Annotated in this window: 17 protein-coding genes and 1 pseudogene; 6 read left to right on the forward strand and 12 right to left on the reverse strand. The window is 41.1% G+C overall.

Annotated elements, in window-relative coordinates; all coding sequences use genetic code 11:
• The 4 genes from AACW45_RS04160 to AACW45_RS04175 all read right to left on the reverse strand — a co-directional run bounded on the left by AACW45_RS04160 (position 1) and on the right by AACW45_RS04175 (position 7,557).
• The gene (locus AACW45_RS04160; protein ID WP_190631390.1) at positions 1 to 1,557 is read right to left on the reverse strand and encodes an EthD domain-containing protein; all 1,557 of its coding nucleotides are present in this window, start codon (positions 1,555 to 1,557) and stop codon (positions 1 to 3) included.
• A gap of 607 nt (positions 1,558 to 2,164) precedes the next feature.
• Positions 2,165 to 2,503: a carboxymuconolactone decarboxylase family protein gene (locus AACW45_RS04165; RefSeq protein WP_096603731.1), complete on the reverse strand. Its 339-nt coding sequence runs from the start codon at positions 2,501 to 2,503 to the stop codon at positions 2,165 to 2,167.
• Between the two features lie 512 nt (positions 2,504 to 3,015).
• Positions 3,016 to 4,890 carry an iron uptake porin gene (locus tag AACW45_RS04170; protein WP_242045740.1) on the reverse strand — a complete coding sequence of 625 codons (1,875 nt, stop codon included), beginning with the start codon at positions 4,888 to 4,890 and terminating at the stop codon, positions 3,016 to 3,018.
• Between the two features lie 393 nt (positions 4,891 to 5,283).
• Positions 5,284 to 7,557, reverse strand: coding sequence for a DUF4114 domain-containing protein (locus tag AACW45_RS04175; protein WP_190631391.1), 2,274 nt, complete (start codon positions 7,555 to 7,557; stop codon positions 5,284 to 5,286).
• A 1,029-nt stretch (positions 7,558 to 8,586) separates the two neighbouring features.
• Here AACW45_RS04175 and AACW45_RS04180 point away from each other — a divergent pair.
• Positions 8,587 to 11,058 (forward strand): cupin domain-containing protein, encoded by a 2,472-nt coding sequence (locus AACW45_RS04180; RefSeq protein ID WP_190631393.1) that lies wholly within the window; start codon positions 8,587 to 8,589, stop codon positions 11,056 to 11,058.
• 453 nt (positions 11,059 to 11,511) lie between these two features.
• Entirely contained in the window at positions 11,512 to 12,276 is a 765-nt protein-coding gene (locus tag AACW45_RS04185) for an SDR family oxidoreductase (RefSeq protein WP_190631394.1), read from the forward strand.
• A 161-nt stretch (positions 12,277 to 12,437) separates the two neighbouring features.
• Here AACW45_RS04185 and AACW45_RS04190 read toward each other — a convergent pair whose 3' ends face one another.
• The 4 genes from AACW45_RS04190 to AACW45_RS04205 all read right to left on the reverse strand — a co-directional run bounded on the left by AACW45_RS04190 (position 12,438) and on the right by AACW45_RS04205 (position 16,941).
• The gene (locus AACW45_RS04190; protein WP_190631396.1) at positions 12,438 to 12,890 is read right to left on the reverse strand and encodes an SRPBCC domain-containing protein; all 453 of its coding nucleotides are present in this window, start codon (positions 12,888 to 12,890) and stop codon (positions 12,438 to 12,440) included.
• 118 nt (positions 12,891 to 13,008) lie between these two features.
• Positions 13,009 to 13,218 carry a CHAT domain-containing protein gene (locus AACW45_RS04195; RefSeq protein ID WP_190631599.1) on the reverse strand — a complete coding sequence of 70 codons (210 nt, stop codon included), beginning with the start codon at positions 13,216 to 13,218 and terminating at the stop codon, positions 13,009 to 13,011.
• Positions 13,219 to 13,380: 162 nt separating this feature from the next.
• Positions 13,381 to 15,630 (reverse strand): CHASE2 domain-containing protein, encoded by a 2,250-nt coding sequence (locus AACW45_RS04200; RefSeq protein ID WP_190631398.1) that lies wholly within the window; start codon positions 15,628 to 15,630, stop codon positions 13,381 to 13,383.
• 513 nt (positions 15,631 to 16,143) lie between these two features.
• A complete protein-coding gene (locus AACW45_RS04205; protein WP_190631400.1) occupies positions 16,144 to 16,941 on the reverse strand; it encodes a DUF928 domain-containing protein in 798 nt (265 codons plus the stop codon).
• A gap of 406 nt (positions 16,942 to 17,347) precedes the next feature.
• Between AACW45_RS04205 and AACW45_RS04210 the strand changes: the two are divergent.
• Positions 17,348 to 17,710, forward strand: a pseudogene (locus AACW45_RS04210) (zinc ribbon domain-containing protein); the annotation flags it as partial.
• Between the two features lie 74 nt (positions 17,711 to 17,784).
• Here the strand turns inward: AACW45_RS04210 and AACW45_RS04215 are convergent.
• The 3 genes from AACW45_RS04215 to AACW45_RS04225 all read right to left on the reverse strand — a co-directional run bounded on the left by AACW45_RS04215 (position 17,785) and on the right by AACW45_RS04225 (position 20,641).
• A complete protein-coding gene (locus tag AACW45_RS04215; RefSeq protein ID WP_190631402.1) occupies positions 17,785 to 18,993 on the reverse strand; it encodes a beta-ketoacyl-ACP synthase in 1,209 nt (402 codons plus the stop codon).
• 41 nt (positions 18,994 to 19,034) lie between these two features.
• Positions 19,035 to 19,832 (reverse strand): peptidylprolyl isomerase, encoded by a 798-nt coding sequence (locus AACW45_RS04220; protein WP_190631404.1) that lies wholly within the window; start codon positions 19,830 to 19,832, stop codon positions 19,035 to 19,037.
• Positions 19,833 to 20,047: 215 nt separating this feature from the next.
• A complete protein-coding gene (locus AACW45_RS04225) occupies positions 20,048 to 20,641 on the reverse strand; it encodes a photosystem I assembly protein Ycf4 (protein ID WP_190631406.1) in 594 nt (197 codons plus the stop codon).
• Between the two features lie 688 nt (positions 20,642 to 21,329).
• On the opposite strand from AACW45_RS04225, the gene psbD reads away from it, so the two are divergent.
• The 3 genes from psbD (at position 21,330) to AACW45_RS04240 (ending at position 24,605) form a co-directional block, all read left to right on the forward strand.
• Positions 21,330 to 22,385 (forward strand): photosystem II D2 protein (photosystem q(a) protein), encoded by a 1,056-nt coding sequence (psbD, locus tag AACW45_RS04230; RefSeq protein WP_096643895.1) that lies wholly within the window; start codon positions 21,330 to 21,332, stop codon positions 22,383 to 22,385.
• On the forward strand, positions 22,369 to 23,748 hold the full coding sequence (gene psbC, locus AACW45_RS04235; protein ID WP_190631407.1) for a photosystem II reaction center protein CP43: 1,380 nt from the start codon (positions 22,369 to 22,371) through the stop codon (positions 23,746 to 23,748). The genes psbD and psbC overlap by 17 nt, the downstream gene beginning before the upstream one ends.
• A 671-nt stretch (positions 23,749 to 24,419) precedes the next feature.
• Positions 24,420 to 24,605 (forward strand): PCP reductase family protein, encoded by a 186-nt coding sequence (locus AACW45_RS04240; protein WP_190631410.1) that lies wholly within the window; start codon positions 24,420 to 24,422, stop codon positions 24,603 to 24,605.
• A 98-nt stretch (positions 24,606 to 24,703) separates the two neighbouring features.
• Here AACW45_RS04240 and AACW45_RS04245 read toward each other — a convergent pair whose 3' ends face one another.
• Positions 24,704 to 25,060, reverse strand: a complete 357-nt coding sequence (locus AACW45_RS04245; RefSeq protein WP_096643898.1) for a CU044_2847 family protein — start codon at positions 25,058 to 25,060, stop codon at positions 24,704 to 24,706.
• Positions 25,061 to 25,380 lie beyond the last annotated feature (320 nt).

Below are 25,380 nucleotides of genomic sequence, written 5' to 3' on the forward strand. Positions count from 1 at the left end.
TTAAGCTGTGGTGATCAAGGTCAGAAGTTCATTGGCAGCAAATACATCGCGATAGAAAGTCAATTGTTCTGTTTTTAAATAGCAAGCACCACGATGACCTCGGCGTACCCAGGTGACATTACCTTTGGCTAAAGTTTCGTTGGTTTCGTCGTCTACACACTTCCATTCAAAGTATGTGTGTTCGCCATAAAACATGACGATGGGCCAGCACATGGTAACTCCTGGTTGCGCAATTAATGCCCACCAATGTTTTTCTCTTTCTTTTTGTTGTTCTAAACCTTGGTAGGGCCCATCTTGACACAAATAAACTAAATCGTCACGGTATTCTCCAGTTAAGATATCGCCTCTTCCTTGTCTCAAGGCTTCACAATGTGTCGGCCACCATTCTCTGTTTTCCCGTTCAATTTGTTCTAAGGTGTAGTATGAATTGATTTCTGGCAATCTGGGTTCTTTCATTGCCACAATTTTTTCTGCATCCTCAATTAGCTTTTTGGCTACGTAGGGGCTAACCAGTCCCGGACGGGAATAATCAGCTGACAAACCTTGGTAATAATTGGTGCGCTTCTTGGCGGGTTTTGGCTGGGTTGGGGTGGCTTGAGCCGAACCATAACCGTTGGTTGGAGAGCTGTAAAGATTGTAATTGAGCATGAGAGATGTGATGTCCTCTTGAAGTTGATTAACTGCACCGATATCTGTGATCAGTTCGGCTACTGAAGAACTGCGTTGACCGGCTAACGTCATCTGACTGTTATAGACAAAGGTATAAGCCGACCTTTCGGGGAATGGTTGGATTTGTTTGAGATATTTAGCTGCATCTTGCACTGCTGCCGCATAATCAGCAGAGGCGAAAAACTTTTCTCGATCCAGATGATTTAAAAAAGCAATTTCAAAAGCTGCATGATATTGCTTGGCTGGTGGTTCATAATGACTCACCCCTGCTGCATCTGGGCGAGAATTATCAACTTCTTCAAATAGATGCAAGCGTAATTTAAGTACTGCATCATTGTTGCTGACTTTGGGTGCAAATGTCTCTGTCAGATAACGACGAAAAGCTTCTGTACTTGCACCATCAGCTTTTTTGATTAAAACATGAAATTTGATGGCTCCAACTTCGCCGTTGGGATCGCCTGTGGGGATACGATCTGTATAAGTGATGGAATTACCGGGGCTACTGTTGTAACCGATGGCTTTACGAAATAGGTTGTGTTCGTCATCCATGAGAATAGCTGACGCTTTGAACCATGTTTGCCGGTCTGCATCACTTTCAAAGGTTAATTCTGCAATCCCATCAAAGTTATCGTCATTTTCCCATCTATAATCTAAACCGGGAATTTCTGGCCATAAACCCCCTTCGTTATGAGCCACATGAAATTGCCAGTATTGATATTGACCTGGCAATCTAGCACAGACTGGGCCATGTACGTCTCTCCAGTAGTCATCAAAAATCTCTAAGGAGATTCCTTGTCGTTTCCACAGGAGGACGTAGAAGGCTACTTTTCCTTTACTATCCCGTGCTGAATAGTCAACTTTTGCCGCCTTGTTGATGGTTGAAACCATGCTTGCTGTCCTTTGTCCACACTATGGTTGTTCTCTGGTGATATCACACTCTACTTATGTCACTTTAGGTAACCAAGAAAGCTGAATTTTAGGGAAAATTAAGGTTTTTGCTAGTCTTAACCTGAGTTTAAGCAGATAGTGACAAAAAAGCGTGGTAAGAAACTCCGATGCTCATAATAGCTATCAGCTATGATGAATATCAAGAGATGATTTTGTTTGTTAGGCGATCGCTATCCTTGATGCCTAGAAGAAATATTTCTTGTGCGATCCTGAATTTCTCAGATTGCAACTGTTTTGTTTGCTGACTCAAGCTCTAAAAACCTTGTGGGTTAATTTATCAGATGCGATCGCACAACAACTATCTCTGTAGTACAACAAGACAAAAGAATTCCAGATCTTATGCTCTAAGATTTCGATCCTGTGCCACCTGAAGGTTGGTGTTTGTCCTTTTGTACTTATTATTCTCTACATATATAGAGGAATAACATCTATATAGGCGATATCAAGAAGAAGTCTTGGGGAATCTCTCTCTATCTATACCTTACCAGAGCTACTTTGTAGGGCTACAATGCGGAATATACTGATTTCGGAAATTTGCCCCTGTGTTCTACTTGAGAATTTCGTTGAGCGTGCCAAAACAACCTGCCACTTTATTAAAACCTGCATAAACACACAGGAATAATAATAGTTCTTCAATCTCCTCCCTAGTTGCTCCTTGCTGGAGTGCCATATTCACATGCGCACCAAAGGGGTTGCCCGGCCCTACCTGATCTTGATTAACTACGTCAATAGCGATTGTGATCAGCGCTTTGGTTTTTTGATCAATGAGCGGCAAACCCCAAGCTTCACCGGCAACCCTGGTGACAAAGTCACCAAATTTAGGATTGATTTGTATTAAAGCTTTTTGTAGTTCTTTGTCATCTAAAACCGCATTTTCGTATTTCATTACCCAACTTTTCCCTAATTTTCTCAGTAGTGGTTATGAACTGTGTCAACTATAACTTCTTGCTTGGGATCGATTAAGTGTTTATGCAGCAAATCTAAAGATTTATGCAGTAAAACTTAATCATCACTTGATCGTTATTAAGCTAAGATTTCATATATATCGAATTAAGGGCGATCGCTTAGGTAGGTATGGGACTTTTGCCGATCAATTACGATCTCAGTTATAGAGCAGTAGTTTTGCTGTGACTTTAAGTCTTGACTGAATAACCGACAGTTAGTCGGGGTGTGCCGAGGGTTATCTCACTAAACATTTGACTGATAGTGAGGTTGAATTTTTAGTACCATATCTTAGCCCCGATGGCAAATGCGGGGCTAACAAGCTTGCTGCTTGCTTTATATGTACTTCTTACTAAGATATTGGCATGACTCTATTTTTTCATCACCCTGAATTTAATAACTTTTTACATCTGGATAAAAAAAACACCAGAAAAGCTTGCTGTGAAGGCAACATTCCTAAAAGTTGAAGTTGGTTCTAATCCCACCAATGATAATATCTTCATTGCTAGCATCTTGGTTGGGCGATGTAATCCAAATCAAAGAGGGACTAATAGAGACTTGCTCGGAAAGCTGGTGGCGATAATAAGCTTCGATATGCAATGAGGTATCATTTTTGAATTCTGCATAGGGCAGATTAGTTCTTAAACCTGTCAGGGTCGGTTCCATACCAACAATTAAGCCTCCCTGATTACCTTTTCTAAATAAATCGGGAAAGGCTGCTTGCACTGAGTAAGTCCAAATATCCGCATCACCTTTGCCAATGAGTCTAGCTTTGATCAGGTTAGCCCAGCCCCCAAGCAGTACTTTAGGACTAATGGCCACGAAGCCGCCAATCTGATAAGCATTAGTGCTAACCGCAGATGCATCGTTAAATAATACACCAGCATCATCAAAGCGATTTGCCAGGGCAGAACCAACAAAACCATTATCGCGAAAAGTTTGACCGTTATGAAAGCCAAAATTACCGGGATTAAAATAACCGTGTTGGTATAAAAGTTGTAAAAAGAAATTCGGGCTGGGATTATAGTTAATCTGGGCAGCAGCAATGTAGTCACCATTGAACCAACCACCTGCTTGGGATTCGTTGGCAAAGGTTCCTAAGTAAGTCAAAGTTAATACTGTCGAGTCAACAATTTTATAGCTAGCAGAAACACCAGAGCCTGCACCGACTAAATAAATTGGGGGTGCTTCTGCAAAGGCACTGGTAGGGCCTTGACCTAGCCGATAGTAAGGAGCGTATTGTGATAGTAAAAATGGGCTAAAACGATAGCGATTAGCAGCAACTACATCGATTAATAATTTTTCGCCAATGGGAAATTGATATTCTAAACCGATGAGGCGAGCGAAACTACCGGTGTCACCTGAGCCTGTAGCATCGCTAGAGCCTTCCCTAGTGGTACCAACATCTCTGCCATTGTTGGTGTTAGCCAGTTCGGGAAATTGGGTGTTAGTCACACCAATTGCCGTCAGCAATAAATCTCTACCCGTGAAACTACTGAGTAATCCCAAGAAAAGGTTGTATTGGATATTAGCACTAGGATTGCCATCACCGGAAAAATACGCATTAGTTTGTACTCTTAAATTACCAAACAGTTTGGTGGTGGTGGAAAACTGATTGGCTTCTAATTCCGTAGTACGTGCTTCTAAAGCATCTACCCGACCGCGAAGAGTGGCTAATTCACTAGCAAATTCTTCTTGTAAGCGCTTTAAAGTTTCTAGATCTTGTTTTGTGACTAACTCTTGAGTAGCCGTACCAATTAGTTCATTTATCCGGTCTAAACAAGCATTTAAACCTGCGGCAAATTCATAACGAGTCAAAGCGCGATCGCCACGGAATGTACCATTAGGATAGCCAGCTATACAGCCATAACGCTCAACTAAGGATTGCAGCGCCGTAAAAGCCCAATCTGTAGGTGCAACGTCTTGCAACTGAGAAATGTTGGTGACTTGAGCCATCGGATCTGTTTGGCCATCCTCTGCGTTCGATGGCGCTAACAGATGATTATCCCCTGCTCCTGGGGAAATTGTGTTTGGGTTAGATACAGGCTGACTAGTTGTTTGGGCAATAATTATCTGATGATTTTGTGCTGGTAAAGGGGTTTTGCTCGCGGTAACAGTTGTTGGTGACGATGGTAAAAATAGCAATTGGTCTGTTCCTGTGCCATCTAATAGCTGTTGCCCTGTGAGAGATTGAGCGCTAATTGTTTTAACTTCTTGTGCGAATACCTGGGTGTAATTAGGTAGTATTTGGTAAACTAAAATTGCTGAGATTGTGAGCAGTATCTGCCTGTAAACAGAACGATAGTTGCCTAGTAATTGCAAATTTCTCATGAATTTTCAGTATTTGGGTCAGGCGATAAACATTGTTAGGTTATACTTTACACCTTTGAGATGTCTATTGTTGTGTGCAAAAAAATTTTGAGTGCTGTCTTCACTCAGATCAATGAAACAGTCTGAAGCATCGGCAATATTGATGATGAGTTGCGTTTAGCGAAAACACAATCTAACGTCAGATAACCAGGACTTACGCAAAAATTATCAAAAATCTGAATTTATCGAATCGTCCTACCTTTCGGGAACGGGTTCAGCAGTGACGCTCCTACGTCGCTAAGGCTTCGCTAACGCAATCGACGCAAAGCATTAAGACTGCGACCGCTTTACCAAGATTAGTGCAGTGTCTCCCCTTGGCAGAAGAATTCGTAGAGTGTGCGTAAGTCCGAATAATTATAAAGTTTCTCTAAGCTTCAAATTCACTTGTACAATAACATCGTTAAAATCGCGATCGCCACCATTAGGTAAATCCTCAAAGCCAAAGATGTTATTTCCTAACAAACGAATATGATCGACCTTATCTGAGTTAGCTCCCAAGAATGGGAAGTAAACAGATGGATCGTTACTAGAGTTATTATCTAAAATTGCCTCTGGTCTACCTCGAACAATAATAAATGGTGCAAAAATGGAACCATCTGTGAAAATTCCACTATAAGATGCTGTACCTTGATTATTTACTGTTAAATCTATACCTGCAACCCGCCCACGCACTGCGGCTTGAGCATAGCCTGAGTCACCAGGACGCAAGTCAACATTACCATCGCCATTAATATCAATACCACCACTCTCGTCATTGACTTTATAGAACCCAACAAAATTGTCATAAGCAGCTTCTCTATTGACTATAAAATCAGCTGTCACTTGTTGTGTCACATTCCGTAAATCTATGACTTCTGTTTGTGAGTTTCCTTGCAAACCTACGCCGAGAGGTAATGGATCGTTAGTAACCTGAATTTTCACTGATAAAGCTTGAAAATCATTCACGTTGTTACCAGAAGCATCCTTCCAAGCTAGAGAAAATTCACCATTATTTAACTGTGTAATTTGGCTTGATGACTCAGCAAATAACACTTCTGTTGTAGAAGTAATTCCAGCCTGAACAGCATCAATAGTGCTATTTTTTACTAATAAAAACCTCAATTGAGTACCGGACTGTAATTCCAGCAACCTTGTAATATTGTCTATCTTAAATCCATTAGGAGTATTAGCAATAACGGAGAAAATAGTTTTTGATCGCGCTAAAGCAGCTTGAATATAACCTGCTGCACCAGGAGCAATACCATTAATTGTACCAGTACTATCATCAACAAAGAACAATCCTAGTTCATTTACTAAATTAGAATTACGTCCTATTAGAGTAACTTTGAGGTTTACTTTACCATTACCTTGAATGCCAAAAACATCATTATTATTTTTGATCAGGAGTGGAGCTAATGTGGCAGAAGCTGTAGTAATTACCGTCGATTCATATTCGTTTTCATCTCCTAAGTAAATTAGCTCATATTCACCATTTTCTTTACGGCTAAAAAGAACTGGTTCGCCTACAGCATCTGGTAAATCGGCAAAGGTTCCAGAAATTTCTCGAATGTTATCATCAGGAGTTAATGATGCATCAAGATAAAATTCATCATATTTATTGCCTTCACAGCAAGAGCAACTTTCATCATCATCATCATCATCATCATCATCATCATCATCATCATCTTGATCAATTTGACTTGTTCCCTTAAAAGTAAATACCTGAATTTGATCGCGACAATCGATGATAGAACCCTTAGCAATTGTTGTCAGGTTAGCATAATTGGTTTGAACAGGGTAGCCATTTGGCTCATCAGGTCTTTGGAGTATATAGCCAGAGGTCACATCTACCTCTTCTGTATATTCATCTCCATAAGGTTGGAATTCTTGAGACAACAGCGTTGTATGATGTGCTGTATCATCACCATTTAACGTACCTTTTTCAGCAATTAATTTGCCGCTATAAACTTCTACTAATCCACGTCCACCATTACCTTGAGCTACAATGATGTCGCCATAATTATCTCCGTTAATATCTCCTACTGCTAAATTAATTCCACCTTGAAAACTTTCTTCATGATGAAATGGAGTAATGCGACTAAATAGTTTATAGTCTTTACCACTATAAATTTCAATTATTGGAGTTTTCCCTTCACCTAAACCGCCTAAACCGACAACTATATCTGCGAAGCCGTCGCCATTGAGATCGCCAGAGCTAATGGATGCAACTTGAGTTGTTGATATAGGGATATCTGGAAAAGCTGTAATCTCTGTAATCAGTAAGTTTTTTTCATCACCATTAAAAGTCTTCGTTAACGCTTGTTTATCTATTAAGATTTTGCCATCAAATACTTTGACAGTAAATTTATCGTTTAGAGAATTACCTAAAGAACGCTGGATTGTGATGATGTCAGTTATATCATCACTTTTACTGATGCTACTGTCTTGACCATGTTTATAATTAACATCGGCAATAGCAAGGTCTACTCCCTTATTGAAGTTTGTACCATAGGGAATCAGCCTAATATTTTGTGTATTGCCAGTTGTAAATAAATTATTTGCTCTGAATAAGTCTATTTGTCCTTGGGCGTCATTTGAACTTAAACCCAACCAAATGTTTTGTGTATTCACCATAGTTTTAATAGCCATTATTTCGACAATTTTTATCCACTATTTCTATTTAATAGAATCATGAGATCAAGTACATTGCATCTCAATACTTTCAACTCAGCAGTACGAATGCGATCAGTTATTGTCAGTAAAGCATGAATAGCAATACTCAGCAATAAAACAAATTAGACGTAAATTATTGCACTCAATATTCTCTAAAACTATAGTATATTTACTTTATGTAAACAAGTATTAAATAGAACAAATATCCTTGACTGTGGTTATACATGCTGATTACGGGCAAGTCAAACAATTTTTATACATTTTTATACAATTTAATAGTTATTTACACTCTGCGAAAAGTGTAGTACATAGTGCATAATTTAAAAGCAATTATTCTTGAGGAGACATCTCTATTTTTATTTTATAATTCATCTACAACCTGCCATGTAAGTAAACAAATTTACTATGCATCAAGGGTTTCAGCCCATGAGTAATTGAGAATTTTGCAAAACTTGGTAAAAAGATAAGAATTGTAAACCTGGGCTGCTAATTTGGCTTATATGGCTAAGTACTTCATTTATTTTAAGTAAAAAATATTACTTAATTGCAACAATTAGCTGATGGTCGCAAACCTTTTGCCAATTTTGAGTAATTTTGTCCAGGAGATAGGCTGTTAGAACCGATAAAAGACAAGCTTTTGAGAGACATTTTTCTCGGTTCCAGAACACTGCTATCCCTGGTCATGACTTCTCTGTGTAGTAGTTTTTTATCCCAACAAAAATTAAGAATGATAGTATTTTTTTTGTCTCATAGATACTTGCACTCAAATAAAAGATGTTATAATTTTTACAATTTTGCGATTAAGCATTATCTAGCATTTTATTAGCGGTAGCTATGTAATAAACTCACGAATATGAATCTTTAATTTGGTTACTTTGTTAAAGGAAAAATTTCCCTTCTACTATAGAAGCTAAAACAGTTCATGGGTTCAATAAACTACTAAGAATTTCATGCTGTTAACTGCTGCCTACCTAGCATCAAATCTACTTACCAAGTATTAAGAAAATGACACATACTACAGGCCCAGTTTTTGCGATTGATGGAACAGTAACGCCCACTAAAGTTATTGGTGAATACAAGATAGTTAACCGGAACGATACATCTAACCGAGCGGTTTATGCTTCTGGTGACCTTTACACTTTCCTAACAAGTACGAGAGAGAGTGCTCGTTCTTTTAATTTCTTTGACTTTTTTCTGCCAGTAAATGGCGGGCCGCCCCCCCATATTCACCCTTTTGAGTCGGAGATTTGGCATGTCACTGATGGACAATTCCAATTCAACTTAGGTAACCAGGGAACTGACAGTTTAGTTGTACCTAAGGGAACAACTGTATTTGGGCCAAAAGACCTGACTCACGGATATCGCAACCTAGACTCTACAGCCACAGTAATCGGAAAAACGCCGGGAGCTAGAACCCTATCGATGACTGTGCCTGGGGCATTAGACTTATTCTTTGATGCAGCAGCAAAACGAGTAATAGATAGAAATGAGGAAATACCGACATTTTCTGGGCCTACACCCGATGATTTTCTTAATCTTGGCAAATTTAATGCCCGGACTAATGCTGGCATCATCTTAACAGCCTTAAGACCGGGGTATCAACCACCAGCAGATGCTCTTGATTATATACTCGTGCTGCCAGAAGACGCACAAGGAGAAGTAGTAGATAATGCTAAGTCGCTGATAGGTAAGCCTGGTTTCCAGGTTTATACCACTGGTAATCAGGAAGGGATTGAGAAGCGTCCGACCGTGGTGGGGCAGTTTGGGATCAACTACACTTCTTTGGTTAATTTTACAGAATCTGGGAATCAATTTTCCTATAACGAGTTTTCTCTGGCATCCCAACCTAGTAACCCTTATCCAGATCAAGTTGTTAGTGATAAAAATGAAATTTTCTATGTAGAGAAAGGACAACTTTCACTAAAGATTGGTGACGAAGAAAAGACAGCAGGCCCAGAAACCTATGTTTATATTGCACCTCAGACTCCCTATTCAATAGTTAATAAAGGAACAGAAACAGTAGAGGCGTTGGCAATTACAGTCAATCCTCAAGAATACCAACAAAAATACCTTGCTAGCCAAAATACATCAAACCGTCCGCAAGTCTATCAATACCAACCCGATCCGCTATTTCCCTCACCTCTAAATCCCCTACCATCTGTAAAACCAAATAAAATCATACACCTGAGCAATAATAACGATTACTTTAACGAGTCTGAGTCTGATAATCCTAATACCTTCAGGTATTTATTTGACGTTTCTGCAGGATATTCAGACTTTAATTTAGATCCACAGAAATTTAATGGATTACAGTATGATGGCACTTTTGAGACTGCTACTGTTAATCCATCTACAAATGAATTAGTTATAGATCAGGGTGTATTCAATGTTATTGATGGGCAAATTGGGGACGATAGTCAGTTGCATATTATTGAAATTTTACGCTACGACTATGCAGAGGCTGGTAGGAAGGGAGTAATTACTCAGGTATACTTACCAGAAAGCCAAGCACTCAGTACAGTGCCCGATGTAGTAGAAGAATTACCCACAGATACACAAGCGGGTTTATCAACTACTGACACAATAGTAGTATTACCCTTTGATGCGCCGCCAACACAGTATGATTTTTTAGTGACTCCGGCTGAGGAGTTTGCCTTTGATGTGTTCAGAGATAAACCAAAAGCTGAGGGTGGTCGTCCTGTTCCTATTGTAGGGGAAGGTTGGTCTGTAGAAGGGTTTGAGAGCCGACGCCTGATCTATGCTGGTAAGGGAGACGATGAAGTTTACGCTTCTAAGTATGATAGGGTGTATGGTGAACAAGGGAACGATATTTTAGATGCTTCTGAGGGTAAAGGGTGGAATAAACTGTGCGGTGGACAAGGTAGCGATACCATTATTCTCAACGTTAACGATCGCGGTTTCGGTGGTGCTGGAGACGATTTCATTGACGCTTCCGTTGGGATCGGTTTAGAGGGGCTTGACGATAAGGGTCACAACCTTCTCGATGGCGGTAGTGGTAAAGATACTCTGATTGCAGGTAGTAACGATCAACTGTGTGGGGGTAGCGGTAACGATAAACTTTACATCCGCCAAGGTGGTAATAATCTCCTTTATGGTGGTGCTGGTAAAGATCAATTCTGGATTGTGAGTGCTGGATTACCTACTGATACAGTGAAGGTTGAATATTCAGATTCTGCCAAGTCTCTCTTACCAGCTGGTTTGTCATACCCAGAACTGTCGGATACAAGAAACACGATCATGGACTTTAGATTGGGTGTTGACAAGATTTACATCCAAAAAGTTGGTGACATTGTTGAGTTTGATGATTTACAACTGTTGCCTACTTTTAGCGATCTTGGCAGTACCAGTATTATCGCTAAGTTTACGGATGGCGGAATACAGAAGGAGATATCCCTGGCAAATGTCAGAAACATTTATTTCAATGAATTTACAAGTAATGACTTCGTTTTTGTCTAACTAGCTCACAAAAACCTGGTTCTTAAACTCAACTTTTTCTGATTGCGAGGGCTTCGCTAACAAGGTAAGCCCTCTTTTATTGCAATACCTTCTCTGAAATAAGAGGGTAAAAAATTTTGGCAAAAACGACAAAATAACCTAAAAATAACCTATATATAAGCCAATACGGTTCAGTTAAGGATAATTGTAGGTTGGGCTTACCGTGTGTAAACCCAACAAACTCCTGGAAATGTTGGGTTAACCTACGGGAAGCCGCTCCGCGTCTACGTTCCTCAACCCAACCTACGCAGCTAAGAAGCCCAGGGAGCAAGATGCTCCCACTACTTTTAAAACTATGGTTCTCAAAATAGATGTGGTTTAAGTGTTGCGGAAATGATTATATTACAGAGTTGTGCTTGCAAATAGCGACAGATGATTAGATTATTCAAAAATAAATAACATCAGGAAACAAATATGGCTAATATAGACCATCAAATATCTGTAAATCGTCCTTTAAGTAGCAAAGTCGCCATTGTTACAGGTTCTTCTAGAGGAATCGGACGAGCAATCGCTGAACGTTTAGGGCAAGATGGTGCCAATGTAGTTGTTACTTATATAGGTAATGAAGAACGGGCACAGGAAGTCGTCTCTAAAATTCAGCTTACTGGAGCCGAAGCAATCGCAGTGCAGGTTGATCTGCGCAAAATTGCTGATGTTCGTAGTCTGTTCCAAAAAACCCTCAACCATTTTGGCAAGGTTGACATTCTAGTTAACAACGCTGCTGGGAAAAATTTATTCAAGCCAACTGCTGAAATGAATGAGGAGGAGTACGATAGTATGTTTGATATTACCAAAGGAGTTTATTTCGCGCTTCAGGAAGCAGCACGACATCTGGCAGATGGTGGTCGAATTGTCAGTATTTCCACAGGCGGCACATCAATGGCACTTCCTGCTGCGGGAGCTTATACTGGCAGCAAAGCTGCTATTGAGCAATTCAGCAAGGCGCTAGCCAAGGAAGTAGGTGTACGTGGGATTACGGTCAACACTGTTGCGCCTGGAGTGACTGAAACGGATGGATTAGTACTGAATCAAGAGCAAGTGAACCACCTAATCGATCAAACCCCTCTGGGACGATTGGGAAAACCTAGTGATATTGCAAGTACTGTTGCATTAATCGTTTCTCAGGATGCCCATTGGATTACAGGACAAAATATTCGAGCGACTGGCGGAATTGTTTGACACTGAACTACCTACGCTCACCGCTTGCGGTGAGCGTAGGCTTTGAAGTAGCCCTGAACTATCTATACTGAGTTCATATGGCCTTGGGGTTTCTACTTACCTTGTATTGAAGATTCTTTGCCCAGGAGAGGCGAGGGTATAAAAATTTACTCGCCGCAATTTCATGCTGTGCTTTGCAAAGATTCAACTCTTGTTTTCAGAGCCTCATTCATCTGTTCAAAGCCTTTGTCTGCATCACGCATCATCGGCGATCGCTGGAACAATGGACTTAACATCCCACTGTAATATTCTATATTTCTTAGCTGAGTTCGGTTGCCCTCAAGTTGCGTTAGTTCAAACCGATGTTCGCCATCAAAAACCCCTTTCATCATTGTCCTAGCTAGCCATGCAAAGCAAAGGTTTTTTTCGCATGTGATGACAGTAGGTTCAAATACAAAGCCTTTTCCGTCTGGCAAACGCAATTCCAACTTTAGCTTGCTGCCTACAATCGGATCGCCACTATGAAATAATAGTAGATCGTTCCACTGGGAGTAAGCGCCGAAATCAGTCAACACCTTAAAGACTCTGTCAGGTGGCGCATCAATGATAATGCTTGTATCGATTACAAATGCCATAGATTCCTTCCTCCTATTACGGACTTGTTTCAATTCATAAATGTGCTTTTTTTGTCAAAAAATTCACTTCTGCCCGCATTTGATTATACATGCTCTAGAATTCGAGACTACCTTACTTCTACTCACCTTGGAGAGTAAAAGCTGCCCAAGAATAAGGTGATTGATATTTGCGATCGCGCCACATTTCCCTTTTTGCTGCTCTGAGTGCGGCAGCAGGTTGCAAGTTATTTTGTAACATGAATCCATAAAACTTTTTCATTAATTCGGATGTTGCCTCGTCATCAACACTCCACAAGGTGACAACTACTCTGAAGCTACCGTTTTCCAGTTAGACACTCATTAATAAATTCCCCAAGCAAACATGAAAATCTCTCTTTGCTAACCTCTCATACCTAGTCCCTATGTTTTAATACTTTATTAAACTGCCCAAGAGAGACACAGGGGAGAAGCCAGCGAATTTTTATACCCAATGCTCAATGCCCAATGCCCATTATTTACCAACTTCCGATTGGCGTATACTATCCAGTATGGCTGTTACCTTGGGAGGAACAGCTGTAAACCGAATTTGAAAATGCTGTTCATTTTCTGGAGATTTTTTCAGCACCTTGGCATAAATATCGCCATCTCCCGGCGCAATTTCGGGAGCATTAACCAATTTCATTTTCAGATTCATTAAAGGTTCTAACGAATTCGGCGATCGCAATTGTCCGCCATTATCTGACAAGGAAACAAGCTCACCTGTAAATATAGTGCCTACAGCATGTTTACCTTCTAAAATGGTAAATTCTAGAGGAATTTCCTGTGATAAATGCAAGAAATTTTCTTGAGCTTGGGGTATGTAAAGATTATATTTACCACCAATACCGCCAATATCATAGATAGTAATTGGGGCTTTAATTCCCTTTGGTTCTACTCGCAATTCGCCATCAATTCTTAAGTCAATATTAGCATCTTTAATGGTTTCTTCAGAAATCAGAATTTGACCGCCCACGGTATAAGATTCAATCCGGGCGGTAAGATTTACATGACTACCAACAACAGAATATTTAGCACGTTTTTGCGAGCCAACATTACCAGCTACCACTTCGCCTGTATGTATGCCAATTCCCATTTCTAACAGTGGTAAATTCATTTGCTGGTTATGTTCGTTTACAGGCTTCATCGCTAATTGCATTGCAATTGCACAAGCGATCGCTCTTTGAGCATCATCTTCGCGGCTAACTGGCGCACCAAACATGACAAAGATCCCATCGCCAATAAATTCATTAATTGTGCCATTGTATTGATTAATCACATCCGCCATTGCGCCTAAATAGATATTGAGAATGGCTACTACCTGTTCTGGGGCTAATCGTTCCGATACAGCAGAAAAACCTCTTAAATCCGACATTAGCACAGTTACTTTCCGCCGTTCTCCTCCTAGCTTCAACCCTGAAGGAGTTTCGAGTAAATTTGACACTACTTCATCTGTTACATAACGCCCAAAGGTACGGCGCATTTCTGCTGCGCTACGGGCAATATACTGCGTAACTGCGATCGCCGATCCTGTTAAAGCTAACAGCGAGGGTACTACAGGAATCCACCAAGAAAAAATAAACGCCAGGTAACTTCCACCCAGTAAACAGGCGCTGATAATAAAGATGCTACCAGTACCATTAGCGATAAAAGGTATATGTCTTTTCTCAGTACTGCTATGTCTTTGTTGCCAACACCAAGTAGCACCAAAAATTGACCAAAATAAAATCCATAACCACTCTAATTCTTCAGGCAAAGTCTTAATTTCTGAGCGTCCTTGTAAGGCTGAACTTAATATTTGACTAATTAAATTAGCATGAATTACTACCCCAGCCATTCGTTCAGGAGAGGTAAATAAATTACTACTATATGGCGTCCAAAATAAATCTTTTAAACTCTCCGCCGTCGAACCAATTAAAACGATTTTACCTTGCATCAAGTTGGGGGGAATACGGTTTGTTAAAACATCATTGATAGATATTTTATGAAACTGATTCATTGTTCCTCTATAGTTTAAGAGGATTTGATAACTACTGGCATTAGCCCCCATATATCCCCCATCATTGGGTTCAAAAATGGGAAAAGTACCTTTACCAAGTTGTAAGTAATTAGGGTTTCTGGTTGATGGCTTTTCCGTAATTCCTTCTGGTTTTAAATATAATAATGCCAGTTTCAAGGCAAAACTTTCTATAATACTGTTATCTTTTAAACCTACGTACAGCAAACCTCTGCGGATTTTCCCATCACTATCTATAGGTAAATCATTTGCACCTACTTGTTGGCGTTTTTTCAGTTCTGGAGGTGCTTCTACATCAAAACTATCAGGTGTATGGGATATCTTTTGTACTCCAATTAAGTTGGGTGTGGTCTGAAATATTTTCACTAAATCTTGATGACCGGGATTGACAGGTAAGTCTCGATAAATATCCAAACCAATGGCTTGAGGTTGTTGCTGTTTGATATTATTGAGAACTTTAGCTAATACAGCATCAGATATAGGCCATTCTCTCAGCTTAATAATATCTGGTTCATTAATCTCAACAATAACAATCCGCTCATCAACAGGATTTTTAGGGCGTAAAATCACAAACTGATCTAGGGCTGCTAACTCTAATAATTGCAGCAATCCAGTAAATCGTAGCGCAATCACAATAGCTGTGACATTAGGTACTGCTAGCAAAACTCCCCGCCATTGCCATATTAGATGTTTTAGCTTTGCCCCCATCATATTTAATCCTGATTCCTGAGTTTTAATTAGTTAAATATTGCATGGATGAAATTTTTTCTTACTTAATTTTCTACTGGATAAATACCAATATTATTCAGTTAAAGATAAATTATCGGTTGGTTTGGACGTAGTGAAACCCAACAAACTCGCGGAAATGTTGGGTTTTGTTCCTCAACCCAACCTACAGATGTGAATTATATATAACATTAGCAAACAATATTTTGCATCATTAAAAATTTAGATTCACTAATAAGTAAGTCGGCACGATAAAACCAAGGTATGTTGAGTTTTGTAAAAAACCTGGAACGATTCATTTATAAGCTCTTTGCTGACTTTACACTTCGTTACATAGGTTGATTTTTTAACGCCGACTTACTTATGAGTCTTTTATGTTTATTTTCTTTGCAAAGCTTATTATATTTCAACACAGATAAGAAAGGGCACAACATATTGTGCCCTAATGATTATCTTTATACCTGACTGGCTAATTAACCAGTAATGTATTAAAAATTATTGCTTATTGTTACAACAATCAAGGATGGGTTCGGATGCAAACTGACTTAAATTAACCGATTGAAAGAATTTTCGCCAATCAGCTGTAACCTTAAAATTATTTGGTTCAGCACAACGTAATGCAACTAAACTAGTTATTGCTTCATGCCAAATTCCCGCATCTGCATACAGAGCTGGGCGCTTGCGTAAATCCGCTTGTTCTAAAGCTTTTGATAGTTTTGGTTCTGGTTGTACTCGTTCAACCCATCCTTCTAGAGAAGGATTTCTCGGGGGATTTTGGCGATCGCAAACTAAAGTCAAATACCAGTGGTAACGCTTACCTACTTTTAAAGGGGGGCTATTCTCTGGAAGCGTAAATTTCATAATCCCTGGTTGAGTCGGCACATTTAAAGTTGTTTCATAAACTACATCATCTTCTATGCTATTCTCATCGCCTTCCACCAAAATGGAAAATTGCGCTGTTTTAACTGTATCTTTAGGCACATGCCAAAAAAAGCTGGGCCGTTCCGAAAAAGTTAAGCCGATATTTTCTTTTGGTAGTAAGGTGGTTAATAACTGATTTTGCTGCACGCAATAGGAGCCACGGGTAGCACCACCAGCACTGGGAGGAGCCGATCCGCGTTGTGGTGGTTTGAAGCCTTGACTAATTAGCAAAGACTGTGTTGGTTGTTGAGTCAGGGATGCTGAGTTAACCTGAGCTTGGGCCTGTGTTGCTATAGTAGGAATAGTAGCAAGTTCCAAAAATACTGGTATCGAAAATGCTACTAAACTGATAGATTGCTTGATCCACTTCATTCCGGAATCTCCTCTCAATTAGTTATATAACCATATAATTGCTTTAGTTGTTGCTCAACTAAGAGACTGGCAGCTATTAACTGAAACAATCAATAGACTATAAAATTACTGAATTATTGGGAAGCTAAATAAAATATAGTATTACCTGAAGACAGGTGTTACCTGTGATATCAGTCGAAAACACATTAGTATTGTTCCCGTTAACTACTACACCAGCGAGGAACTCAAGTTCGTTAACTCAATCGCGCCCTCGTCCCCCACTGAATTCGGTACTCCAAATCAGTGGCGGGATATAAGGCGGGCGATGACGATTGCATCTTTGAGCGATTCTTCCTGCAAGGGAGACAGGGAAAAGATGTATGAGGAATCGCCAAATATTTCCGGAATAGTGTTACTACAATATAACTACAAACTAGAACGTAGTGGTGGGAAATTGATAGAAATAAATCGATGGTTCCCCAGTTCCAAACTTTGCTCTAATTGTCATTACCAAATATCTGAGTTACCGCTTGATGTCAGAACGTGGACTTGTCCTAGTTGCGGTACTCATCATGATAGGGATGGAAATGCAGCGATGAATATTAGAGCAGAAGGTATCAGAATGCTTGCATTGAGCGCAGCCGAAATGCTGTCCTCCTCTGGGACAGGGGAGGCTAACGCCAATGGAGAGGATGTAAGACCAATTCGCGGGCGCAAGCCTAAGATGCGGCAATCTTCTGTGAAATTGGAAGCCAACACTGTACTTGGTACTCCAAGTCAGTGTGGGTAGTTCACTGTTCGATAATTGAGGGAGAGGAAAATATTCTCGCGACACAAAAATTTAGCTTTCAGGCGAGCAAATATCTAATTTTTGTGTTCATTAAAATTTTTACCCAAAGCAATCACAGCATTTTGTCCGCCAAAGCCAAAACTTAAACAAAGGACATACTGAATCTTTTGTTGACTTGTCGCAGTGACTAAATTTAAATCAAACTCTGGTTGCTGTAATCCCACACATGGGGGCAAAATCTGCTGTTTTAAGGCTAGCAAGGAAAAAGCTACCCCTAAAGCTCCTGATGCACCTAGAGTATGCCCTGTAGCTCCTTTGGTGGAACTGACTGCAACTGTTTGGGGAAATAGATGCTTAATTACCTTGCTTTCTACAAGGTCGTTGATTTGTGTAGCTGTACCATGAGCATGAATATAATCAATATCACTTGGTGCGAGATAACTACGCTCTAAGCATTGCTTAATGGATGCGATCGCAGTTTTTCCCTGGGGATCTGGTGCATTTGGGTGATAGGCGTCGTTTAGTAAACTAAAACCCAGAACTTCACCATAAATCTTCGCTTGACGCTGCTTGGCTAATTCTGCCGATTCCAGCACAAATACAGCTGCGCCTTCCCCTAAAACCAAGCCTTCACGGTGTAAATCAAAGGGATAAGCCCCAGTTTTCGCCAAAGCACCCATTTGCTGAAATCCTGTCAAAGTTAAGGGTGTAATTGGGGCTTCAACTGCACCCGCGATCGCTCTTTGATATTGTCCAGTTTGGATTAAACTTGTCGCCTGAGCGATCGCCCAACTTCCGGTAGCACAGGCTGTCATGGGTGCTAATACAGTGCTTACCGAGCCAATTTGTCTAGCTGTGGCGATCGCATTCATGTGGGGTAATGTCTCTAACCAGTTCGCCATTTCCCCATTTGCGACAGATGAAAAGCGATCGCTACTATAAATTTTGCTTGCTAGCATTTCCCACTCAGCTTGATAGCTGCGACTTGAGCCGATAACCACAGCACAATCAGCTAAAGGCGATGATAAACCAGCATCTTTTAAGGCAGCTTTAACTACCAACTCTCTCAGTATTTCTAACGAAGTTGGTTTTTGTCCAATCAACCCTACAGGCAGAGGTGACAATTCTGGAAATACTTGCTGCAATTTAATTCCAGACTTACCTGCGATCAAATTCTGCCAGCTATTTGCTAAATTTTCTCCTAAAGCTGAAACTAAACCGATACCAGTGACAACAACCTGAACCAATGGAGAGTTGTGAATTTGAGATTGAGGATTGGTCATGGGTAATCAAGAAATTCTATTACCCATTACCCGATTGCTAACTATTTACCAGGGACTTTTAAGTTTTCTGCGCCTTTGGTGACTTTAGCAGAATCAATGCGATCGCCTTGCTGAATCTTGTTGACTACATCAAAGCCTTCGGTAACTTTGCCAAATACTGCATATTGACCATCTAAAAAGCTTTGATCTGCAAGGGTAAAGTAAAACTGCGAAGATGCAGAGTCTGGTGGTTGCGATCGCGCCATTGCAATTACACCCTGTTTATGAGGTAAGACAACGGCTTTAGAACTAGCATTAAATGTTGTATTGTAAAGCGGTTCATCTGCGCCTTTGGGCTTAATTTCTAAGGGAATATAGCGGACTTTTTTGGTATCAGGGTCAATAAAACTACCTGTTCCCAGTCTATTAGCCGGAACTGCCGGATCTTTACTTTGAGGATCGCCCCCTTGAGCTACAAATGGTTGGGGATCGCGGACTACACGATGAAAAGCTGTGCCATCGTATACACCTTTTTGTACCAAATCAACAAAGTTGCCTGCTGTAATTGGGGCATTGGTACCGTCTAACTCGATAGTAATTGGTGAGCCTTTCACCGTCATCACCACTGTAGCCTGGCCTTCGAGCCGTGGTAAATCTTTCATTCCTGGAATACTCTCACTAGTAGTTTGTGATACAGATGTTGCCTCAGTGCTTGTACTGCCGCTAGTCTCGGTTGCTGTTGAGCTAGCTGTTGCTGCTGGAGAAGAGGGAGAAACAGCTTGCTGTGTTGAACATCCACCTAAAGCCAAAGCTCCAATAATTACAAGTGCAACCAAAAATTGTGGAAATTTTAACCGCATTACCAATTACTGACTCAACCTGAGTATCTTATCGTTTCCTGACGATTATAGATTTTGAATCTACTGATTGAGGGCTTGATGAGGCAAAAAGCCAGAAAACTGTAAATAAATTATTGCTTCTTAGCCTTTAGGCAACTGACAACTGACAACTGACAATTGTACAGACGCGATTAATCGCGTCTCTACCACTAACAATTAGCAATTGTTAATATTTTTTACAAACCTTCTAAAGGTACTCCCAAAAACCGAGCTAACTCTGCACCTTGAATTTCTAAATCTTTTAAGGGTAAAGGTTGACCGACTCTGGTTAGGGGAATATCTCTTCTGCCTTTAACACGCAAATAGAGAGCGCGACGGGGATTAAGGCCGTCTTTCACCGTGAGTTGTACCGATTGCACATCTTGAATCCGATTTTCTAGTTCAATGCGGCGATTTTTCCCAGGAAATCCATTACGAAAAATTTTGACTGTGCCGGCTTCTTGGTTAAATTCGTTATACCCGCCGCCTATATCCCATAAAATCGTTAACCATTGGTATAGAGCTAAAAGTAAGCCAGCCGCCCCATATAACCCCATAACCAAACCTTGAGGGACAAATATCAGTTGTGTGGGGTCGGTAACTATGAGTAAATTAACTTTGAGGTAACTAGAGACCGAAGCTAATACAAAGCCTGTAGCTCCAAGGGTAACGACCGTTGCCCACCAGTAGTTGCTAAACCGACGAGAACCTAAAACTTTTTGATTTAGAACACTTGCCTTAGAGCGATCGCCATTAGATGAATCGCCTTTATTAATTGTTGATGCCGTCATAGAACTACCTTGGCCTGTGACATATACCCTTTAAAAGTCTGCCATTGGAGCAGTATCTATTGCAAGTTGATTTTGGGCATGGGGCATTGGGCATTGGGCATTGGGCATTGGGCATTGGGTATAGAAACAATTTTGGATTTTGGATTTTAGATTAGAATCCACGAATCGCAAATCTAGCTTAAAAAATGCAGAGCGCCGACTTCCGGCGCTCTGACTTTTCGCAAAATTTAAAATTCCTTGTCCTCCTTGTCCCCCTTGTCCCCCTTGTCCTCCTTATCCCCCTTGTCGTCCCCCTTCCCTTGCCTCCCTTGTCTGTTCACCATGCCCCATGCCCAATGCCCCATGCCCAATTTTTAATACCAATTGTTTAGATTTCTGAGAAAACTTGTGTCAGATTGTAAAATTTCTGATATTCATAATATTTAATAGCTTCGTGTGAAATCACCTGATTCACTTGCGTGGATCGGTCAAAAACCCGGAGGAATGTGATAAGTTAAGAATCATTAAGCTACCACAAACTAGATTACTAGCCAATGGTACGGGTAATGGCATAACCCTGAGAAATCCAGACTAAACAGGCTGTGAATTCTCAGAATATCAGTAGTTTTAATGCTGCTGAAAATTGTCAAAAAAAACGTTAATTCCTCAGAAACGCTGAAATTTTAGTAAAAAAGAGGATTCTAGTTCAATGACCATCGCAGTTGGACGCGCCCCCAGTAGAGGGTGGTTTGACGTTCTAGACGACTGGTTGAAGCGCGATCGCTTCGTGTTTGTAGGTTGGTCAGGAATTTTATTATTCCCCTGCGCTTTCCTAGCACTAGGCGGTTGGCTGACAGGTACAACCTTCGTCACGTCATGGTACACCCACGGTTTAGCATCTTCTTATTTAGAAGGCTGTAACTTCATCACCGTAGCCGTATCCACTCCAGCAGACAGTTTGGGACATTCCCTATTATTGCTCTGGGGCCCGGAAGCTCAAGGAAACTTTACCCGGTGGTGTCAACTTGGCGGTTTATGGCCATTCGTAGCGCTACACGGAGCCTTTGGATTAATCGGCTTCATGTTACGCCAATTTGAAATTGCCCGTCTAGTGGGAATTCGCCCTTATAACGCTTTGGCATTCTCTGCGCCCATCGCAGTATTTGTTAGCGTCTTCTTGATGTACCCCTTGGGACAATCGAGCTGGTTCTTTGCACCCAGCTTTGGTGTAGCCGGAATTTTCCGTTTCATCCTGTTTGTTCAAGGTTTCCATAACTTCACCCTCAACCCCTTCCATATGATGGGTGTAGCAGGTGTATTGGGCGGTGCATTACTTTGTGCGATTCACGGTGCAACAGTAGAAAACACCCTATTTGAAGACGGCGAAGCAGCAAACACCTTCCGCGCCTTCAACCCCACCCAATCAGAAGAAACCTATTCAATGGTGACAGCAAACCGCTTCTGGTCACAGATTTTCGGGATTGCTTTCTCCAACAAACGCTGGTTACACTTCTTTATGTTGTTTGTACCAGTAACTGGACTGTGGATGGCAGCAGTAGGCATCGTTGGTATCGCACTTAACCTGCGAGCTTACGACTTCGTATCCCAAGAATTACGGGCTGCTGAAGACCCAGAATTTGAAACATTCTATACCAAAAACATTTTGCTGAATGAGGGTATCCGTGCTTGGATGGCACCTCAAGATCAGCCCCACGAACAATTTGTATTCCCTGAGGAGGTTCTACCTCGTGGTAACGCTCTCTAATAGATTGGGCAGTGGACGTGACATAGAATCAACAGGTTTTGCCTGGTGGTCTGGTAACGCTCGTTTAATCAACCTTTCTGGCAAACTACTGGGCGCACATGTTGCCCACGCTGGTTTGATTGTCTTCTGGGCTGGAGCAATGACTTTATTTGAAGTTGCTCACTTCATCCCGGAAAAGCCTATGTACGAACAAGGCTTAATTCTACTACCTCACCTCGCTACCTTAGGTTGGGGCGTTGGTACTGGTGGTGAAGTCATCGACACCTTCCCCTACTTTGTAGTTGGTGTACTGCACTTAATTTCCTCAGCTGTGCTGGGTCTTGGCGGTATTTATCACGCTGTTCGCGGCCCAGAAACCTTAGAAGAATATTCTTCCTTCTTTGGTTATGACTGGAAAGACAAGAACAAGATGACCAACATCATCGGCTTCCACCTGATCATCTTAGGATGCGGTGCATTGCTGTTGGTACTGAAGGCAATGTTCTTTGGTGGTGTCTATGATACTTGGGCACCAGGTGGTGGTGACGTTCGCGTTATTACCAACCCAACATTGAACCCCGCAGTTATCTTTGGTTATCTAATCAAGTCTCCTTTTGGTGGCGACGGCTGGATTGTCAGCGTTGATAACATGGAAGATGTGATCGGCGGTCACATCTGGATTGCTTTCATCTGTATTGCTGGTGGTATTTGGCACATCTTCACTAAGCCTTTTGCTTGGTCTCGTCGTGCTTCCATCTGGTCTGGTGAAGCTTACCTTTCCTACAGCTTGGGCGCTCTGTCCTTAATGGGCTTTATCGCTTCTTGTATGGTTTGGTACAACAACACTGCGTACCCCAGTGAATTCTACGGCCCCACTGGCCCTGAAGCTTCACAAGCACAAGCTTTAACCTTCTTAATTCGTGACCAACGCTTAGGTGCTAACGTTGGTTCTGCTCAAGGCCCCACCGGTCTGGGTAAATACTTGATGCGCTCTCCTACAGGTGAAATCATCTTCGGTGGTGAAACCATGCGCTTCTGGGATTTCCGCGGCCCTTGGTTAGAGCCTCTACGTGGGCCTAACGGTCTTGACCTAGAAAAAATCAAGAACGATATTCAGCCTTGGCAAGCTCGTCGTGCTGCTGAATACATGACACATGCTCCTCTGGGTTCTTTGAACTCTGTAGGTGGTGTGGCTACCGAAATCAACTCTTTCAACTATGTATCTCCTCGTGCATGGTTGGCAACTTCTCACTTTGTACTAGGTTTCTTCTTCCTCATTGGTCACTTGTGGCACGCTGGTCGCGCTAGAGCAGCAGCAGGTGGTTTCGAGAAAGGTATTGACCGTGAGAACGAACCAGCTATGTCTATGACCGAACTAGACTAGTTCGTCAGTCTTCTTTCATCACTGACAATTGATGTCTCTGGCTCTTGTGTAAAAGCAAGAGCTTTTTTATTGCGTTGCGTTTGTCAGTAGTAGAGACGCGATTAATCGCGTCTGTACAATTGTCAGTTGGGGACTTCTAAGAAATAAATTATCCAATCTTGTGGGGTGGGCAGCGTTCGACTGAGCGCTCACGCCGAAGTCTTGCCCGCCTTTGACTATGGGCGGGCGAGACGCCCACCCCACAATCAATAGTTGTATATTTTTTATTTGGAAGTCCCTTGTCATACCATTTCACAAAAAATCTGATGTGGATGTAGTGCTTTGTCTCATTAATTATGTAGGGTAAGTTTCTTCTTCTTTTCTCTTCCTTCGCGGACTTCGCGTCTTCGTGGTTCGTTTTTCCCCAGCAAAATTAATGGGACAGACCCGTATCTTGGGTCGAAGGTCGTGAAACCCAACAATTACAGGACTTTGGGGTGTTGGGTTGCGTTCCTCAACCCAACCTACATTTGTAGCGATCATTTTTCAAGTTGGTATTATTTTTAGAAATTGTTAATAGTTCGTGTTGCTGTAATATGACACAATCAAATTTATCGGCAACAGATTTCAAAAATTAAGTTTATTAATTTTTATTGCTACAAAAAACAGTAATTAATTAAGGAATATTCAAGATGAGTAACACTAATTTTTCCGATGCTTTGGGATGGACAGCAGAAGCGAAAGAAAAACTCAAAAATATTCCCTTTTTTGTCCGCACGCAAGCAAAAGCCAGAATCGAGCAATTAGCGCGTCAAGCAAAGCAAGATGTGATTACAGCAGATTTGGTGGAAAAAGCAAGGCTGGAGTTTGGACAGTAACTATTAACTGGAAATAATGTTGACGGTTGACTGTTGACTGTTGACGGTTGACTGTTGACTGTTGACTGTTGATTGAAAAAATAATTTTACACTTAATTTTAGGGAGAATATTTGTTGATGGCACTTCCTGCTTGAATTTTGAATTCTCCGGTAGAATGCTGACCCCATTCTAAAGTAATCTCTAAATTTGCGGTGGAAGTACCTTTGACTAGTACAGGCGTTAATTTACCTGATTCTAGGGCAATTTCTACACCAAATTTGACGCTAGCCCTATCTGGCTTGACTTTTTGGATTGCTTCTGCGATTTCCTTAGTTAAAGATTCAATTGCAACGGTTACCTCTCTAAAAGGTCGGGTAGGAGTACTTAATTTGCGTTCGCCAATTAGTGTGGCTTCAACTCTGACATTTGTACCATCGGACAGTTCTACGGAAATAACTTTATTTTGCGCTTCCATGTGGGTTTGAAAGAATTACTATGCATTTATACCATTCAATCACTTGTAATAAAAACAACCATTAATACAAAATTTAGTTGTCGATTTTGGGACTTCCAAAGAATAAATTATCCCAAATTGTAGGGGCGGGGTAACCCCGCCCCTACGAGTTGCGGGCTTGGTAAGTTACAGCATCTTCCTGTAAATAGACCACCCTGTAGGGGCACGGCATCAGTAAAATTATTGTATGTACCAAAAGATTGTCGGTGTTCCCTACGATAGATGTGGTTAAAATAGGTGAAAACTGCTGTAATGATTGGGATATTTTTTTATTTGGAAGT

The sequence above is a fragment of the Calothrix sp. FACHB-168 genome (assembly GCF_963889195.1).
Taxonomy (GTDB): domain Bacteria; phylum Cyanobacteriota; class Cyanobacteriia; order Cyanobacteriales; family Nostocaceae; genus Aulosira; species Aulosira anomala_A.

What these genes read in the sequence shown, in the direction of transcription:
- AACW45_RS04160 (WP_190631390.1), bottom strand. Translation starts at nt 1,557, where the DNA reads ATGGTTTCAACCATCAACAAGGCGGCAAAAGTTGACTATTCAGCACGG.
- AACW45_RS04240 (WP_190631410.1), top strand. Translation starts at nt 24,420, where the DNA reads ATGAGTAACACTAATTTTTCCGATGCTTTGGGATGGACAGCAGAAGCG.
- AACW45_RS04165 (WP_096603731.1), bottom strand. Translation starts at nt 2,503, where the DNA reads ATGAAATACGAAAATGCGGTTTTAGATGACAAAGAACTACAAAAAGCT.
- AACW45_RS04175 (WP_190631391.1), bottom strand. Translation starts at nt 7,557, where the DNA reads ATGGCTATTAAAACTATGGTGAATACACAAAACATTTGGTTGGGTTTA.
- AACW45_RS04170 (WP_242045740.1), bottom strand. Translation starts at nt 4,890, where the DNA reads ATGAGAAATTTGCAATTACTAGGCAACTATCGTTCTGTTTACAGGCAG.
- AACW45_RS04215 (WP_190631402.1), bottom strand. Translation starts at nt 18,993, where the DNA reads ATGACCAATCCTCAATCTCAAATTCACAACTCTCCATTGGTTCAGGTT.
- AACW45_RS04180 (WP_190631393.1), top strand. Translation starts at nt 8,587, where the DNA reads ATGACACATACTACAGGCCCAGTTTTTGCGATTGATGGAACAGTAACG.
- AACW45_RS04200 (WP_190631398.1), bottom strand. Translation starts at nt 15,630, where the DNA reads ATGGGGGCAAAGCTAAAACATCTAATATGGCAATGGCGGGGAGTTTTG.
- AACW45_RS04245 (WP_096643898.1), bottom strand. Translation starts at nt 25,060, where the DNA reads ATGGAAGCGCAAAATAAAGTTATTTCCGTAGAACTGTCCGATGGTACA.
- AACW45_RS04205 (WP_190631400.1), bottom strand. Translation starts at nt 16,941, where the DNA reads ATGAAGTGGATCAAGCAATCTATCAGTTTAGTAGCATTTTCGATACCA.
- AACW45_RS04190 (WP_190631396.1), bottom strand. Translation starts at nt 12,890, where the DNA reads ATGGCATTTGTAATCGATACAAGCATTATCATTGATGCGCCACCTGAC.
- AACW45_RS04225 (WP_190631406.1), bottom strand. Translation starts at nt 20,641, where the DNA reads ATGACGGCATCAACAATTAATAAAGGCGATTCATCTAATGGCGATCGC.
- AACW45_RS04220 (WP_190631404.1), bottom strand. Translation starts at nt 19,832, where the DNA reads ATGCGGTTAAAATTTCCACAATTTTTGGTTGCACTTGTAATTATTGGA.
- AACW45_RS04185 (WP_190631394.1), top strand. Translation starts at nt 11,512, where the DNA reads ATGGCTAATATAGACCATCAAATATCTGTAAATCGTCCTTTAAGTAGC.
- psbD (WP_096643895.1), top strand. Translation starts at nt 21,330, where the DNA reads ATGACCATCGCAGTTGGACGCGCCCCCAGTAGAGGGTGGTTTGACGTT.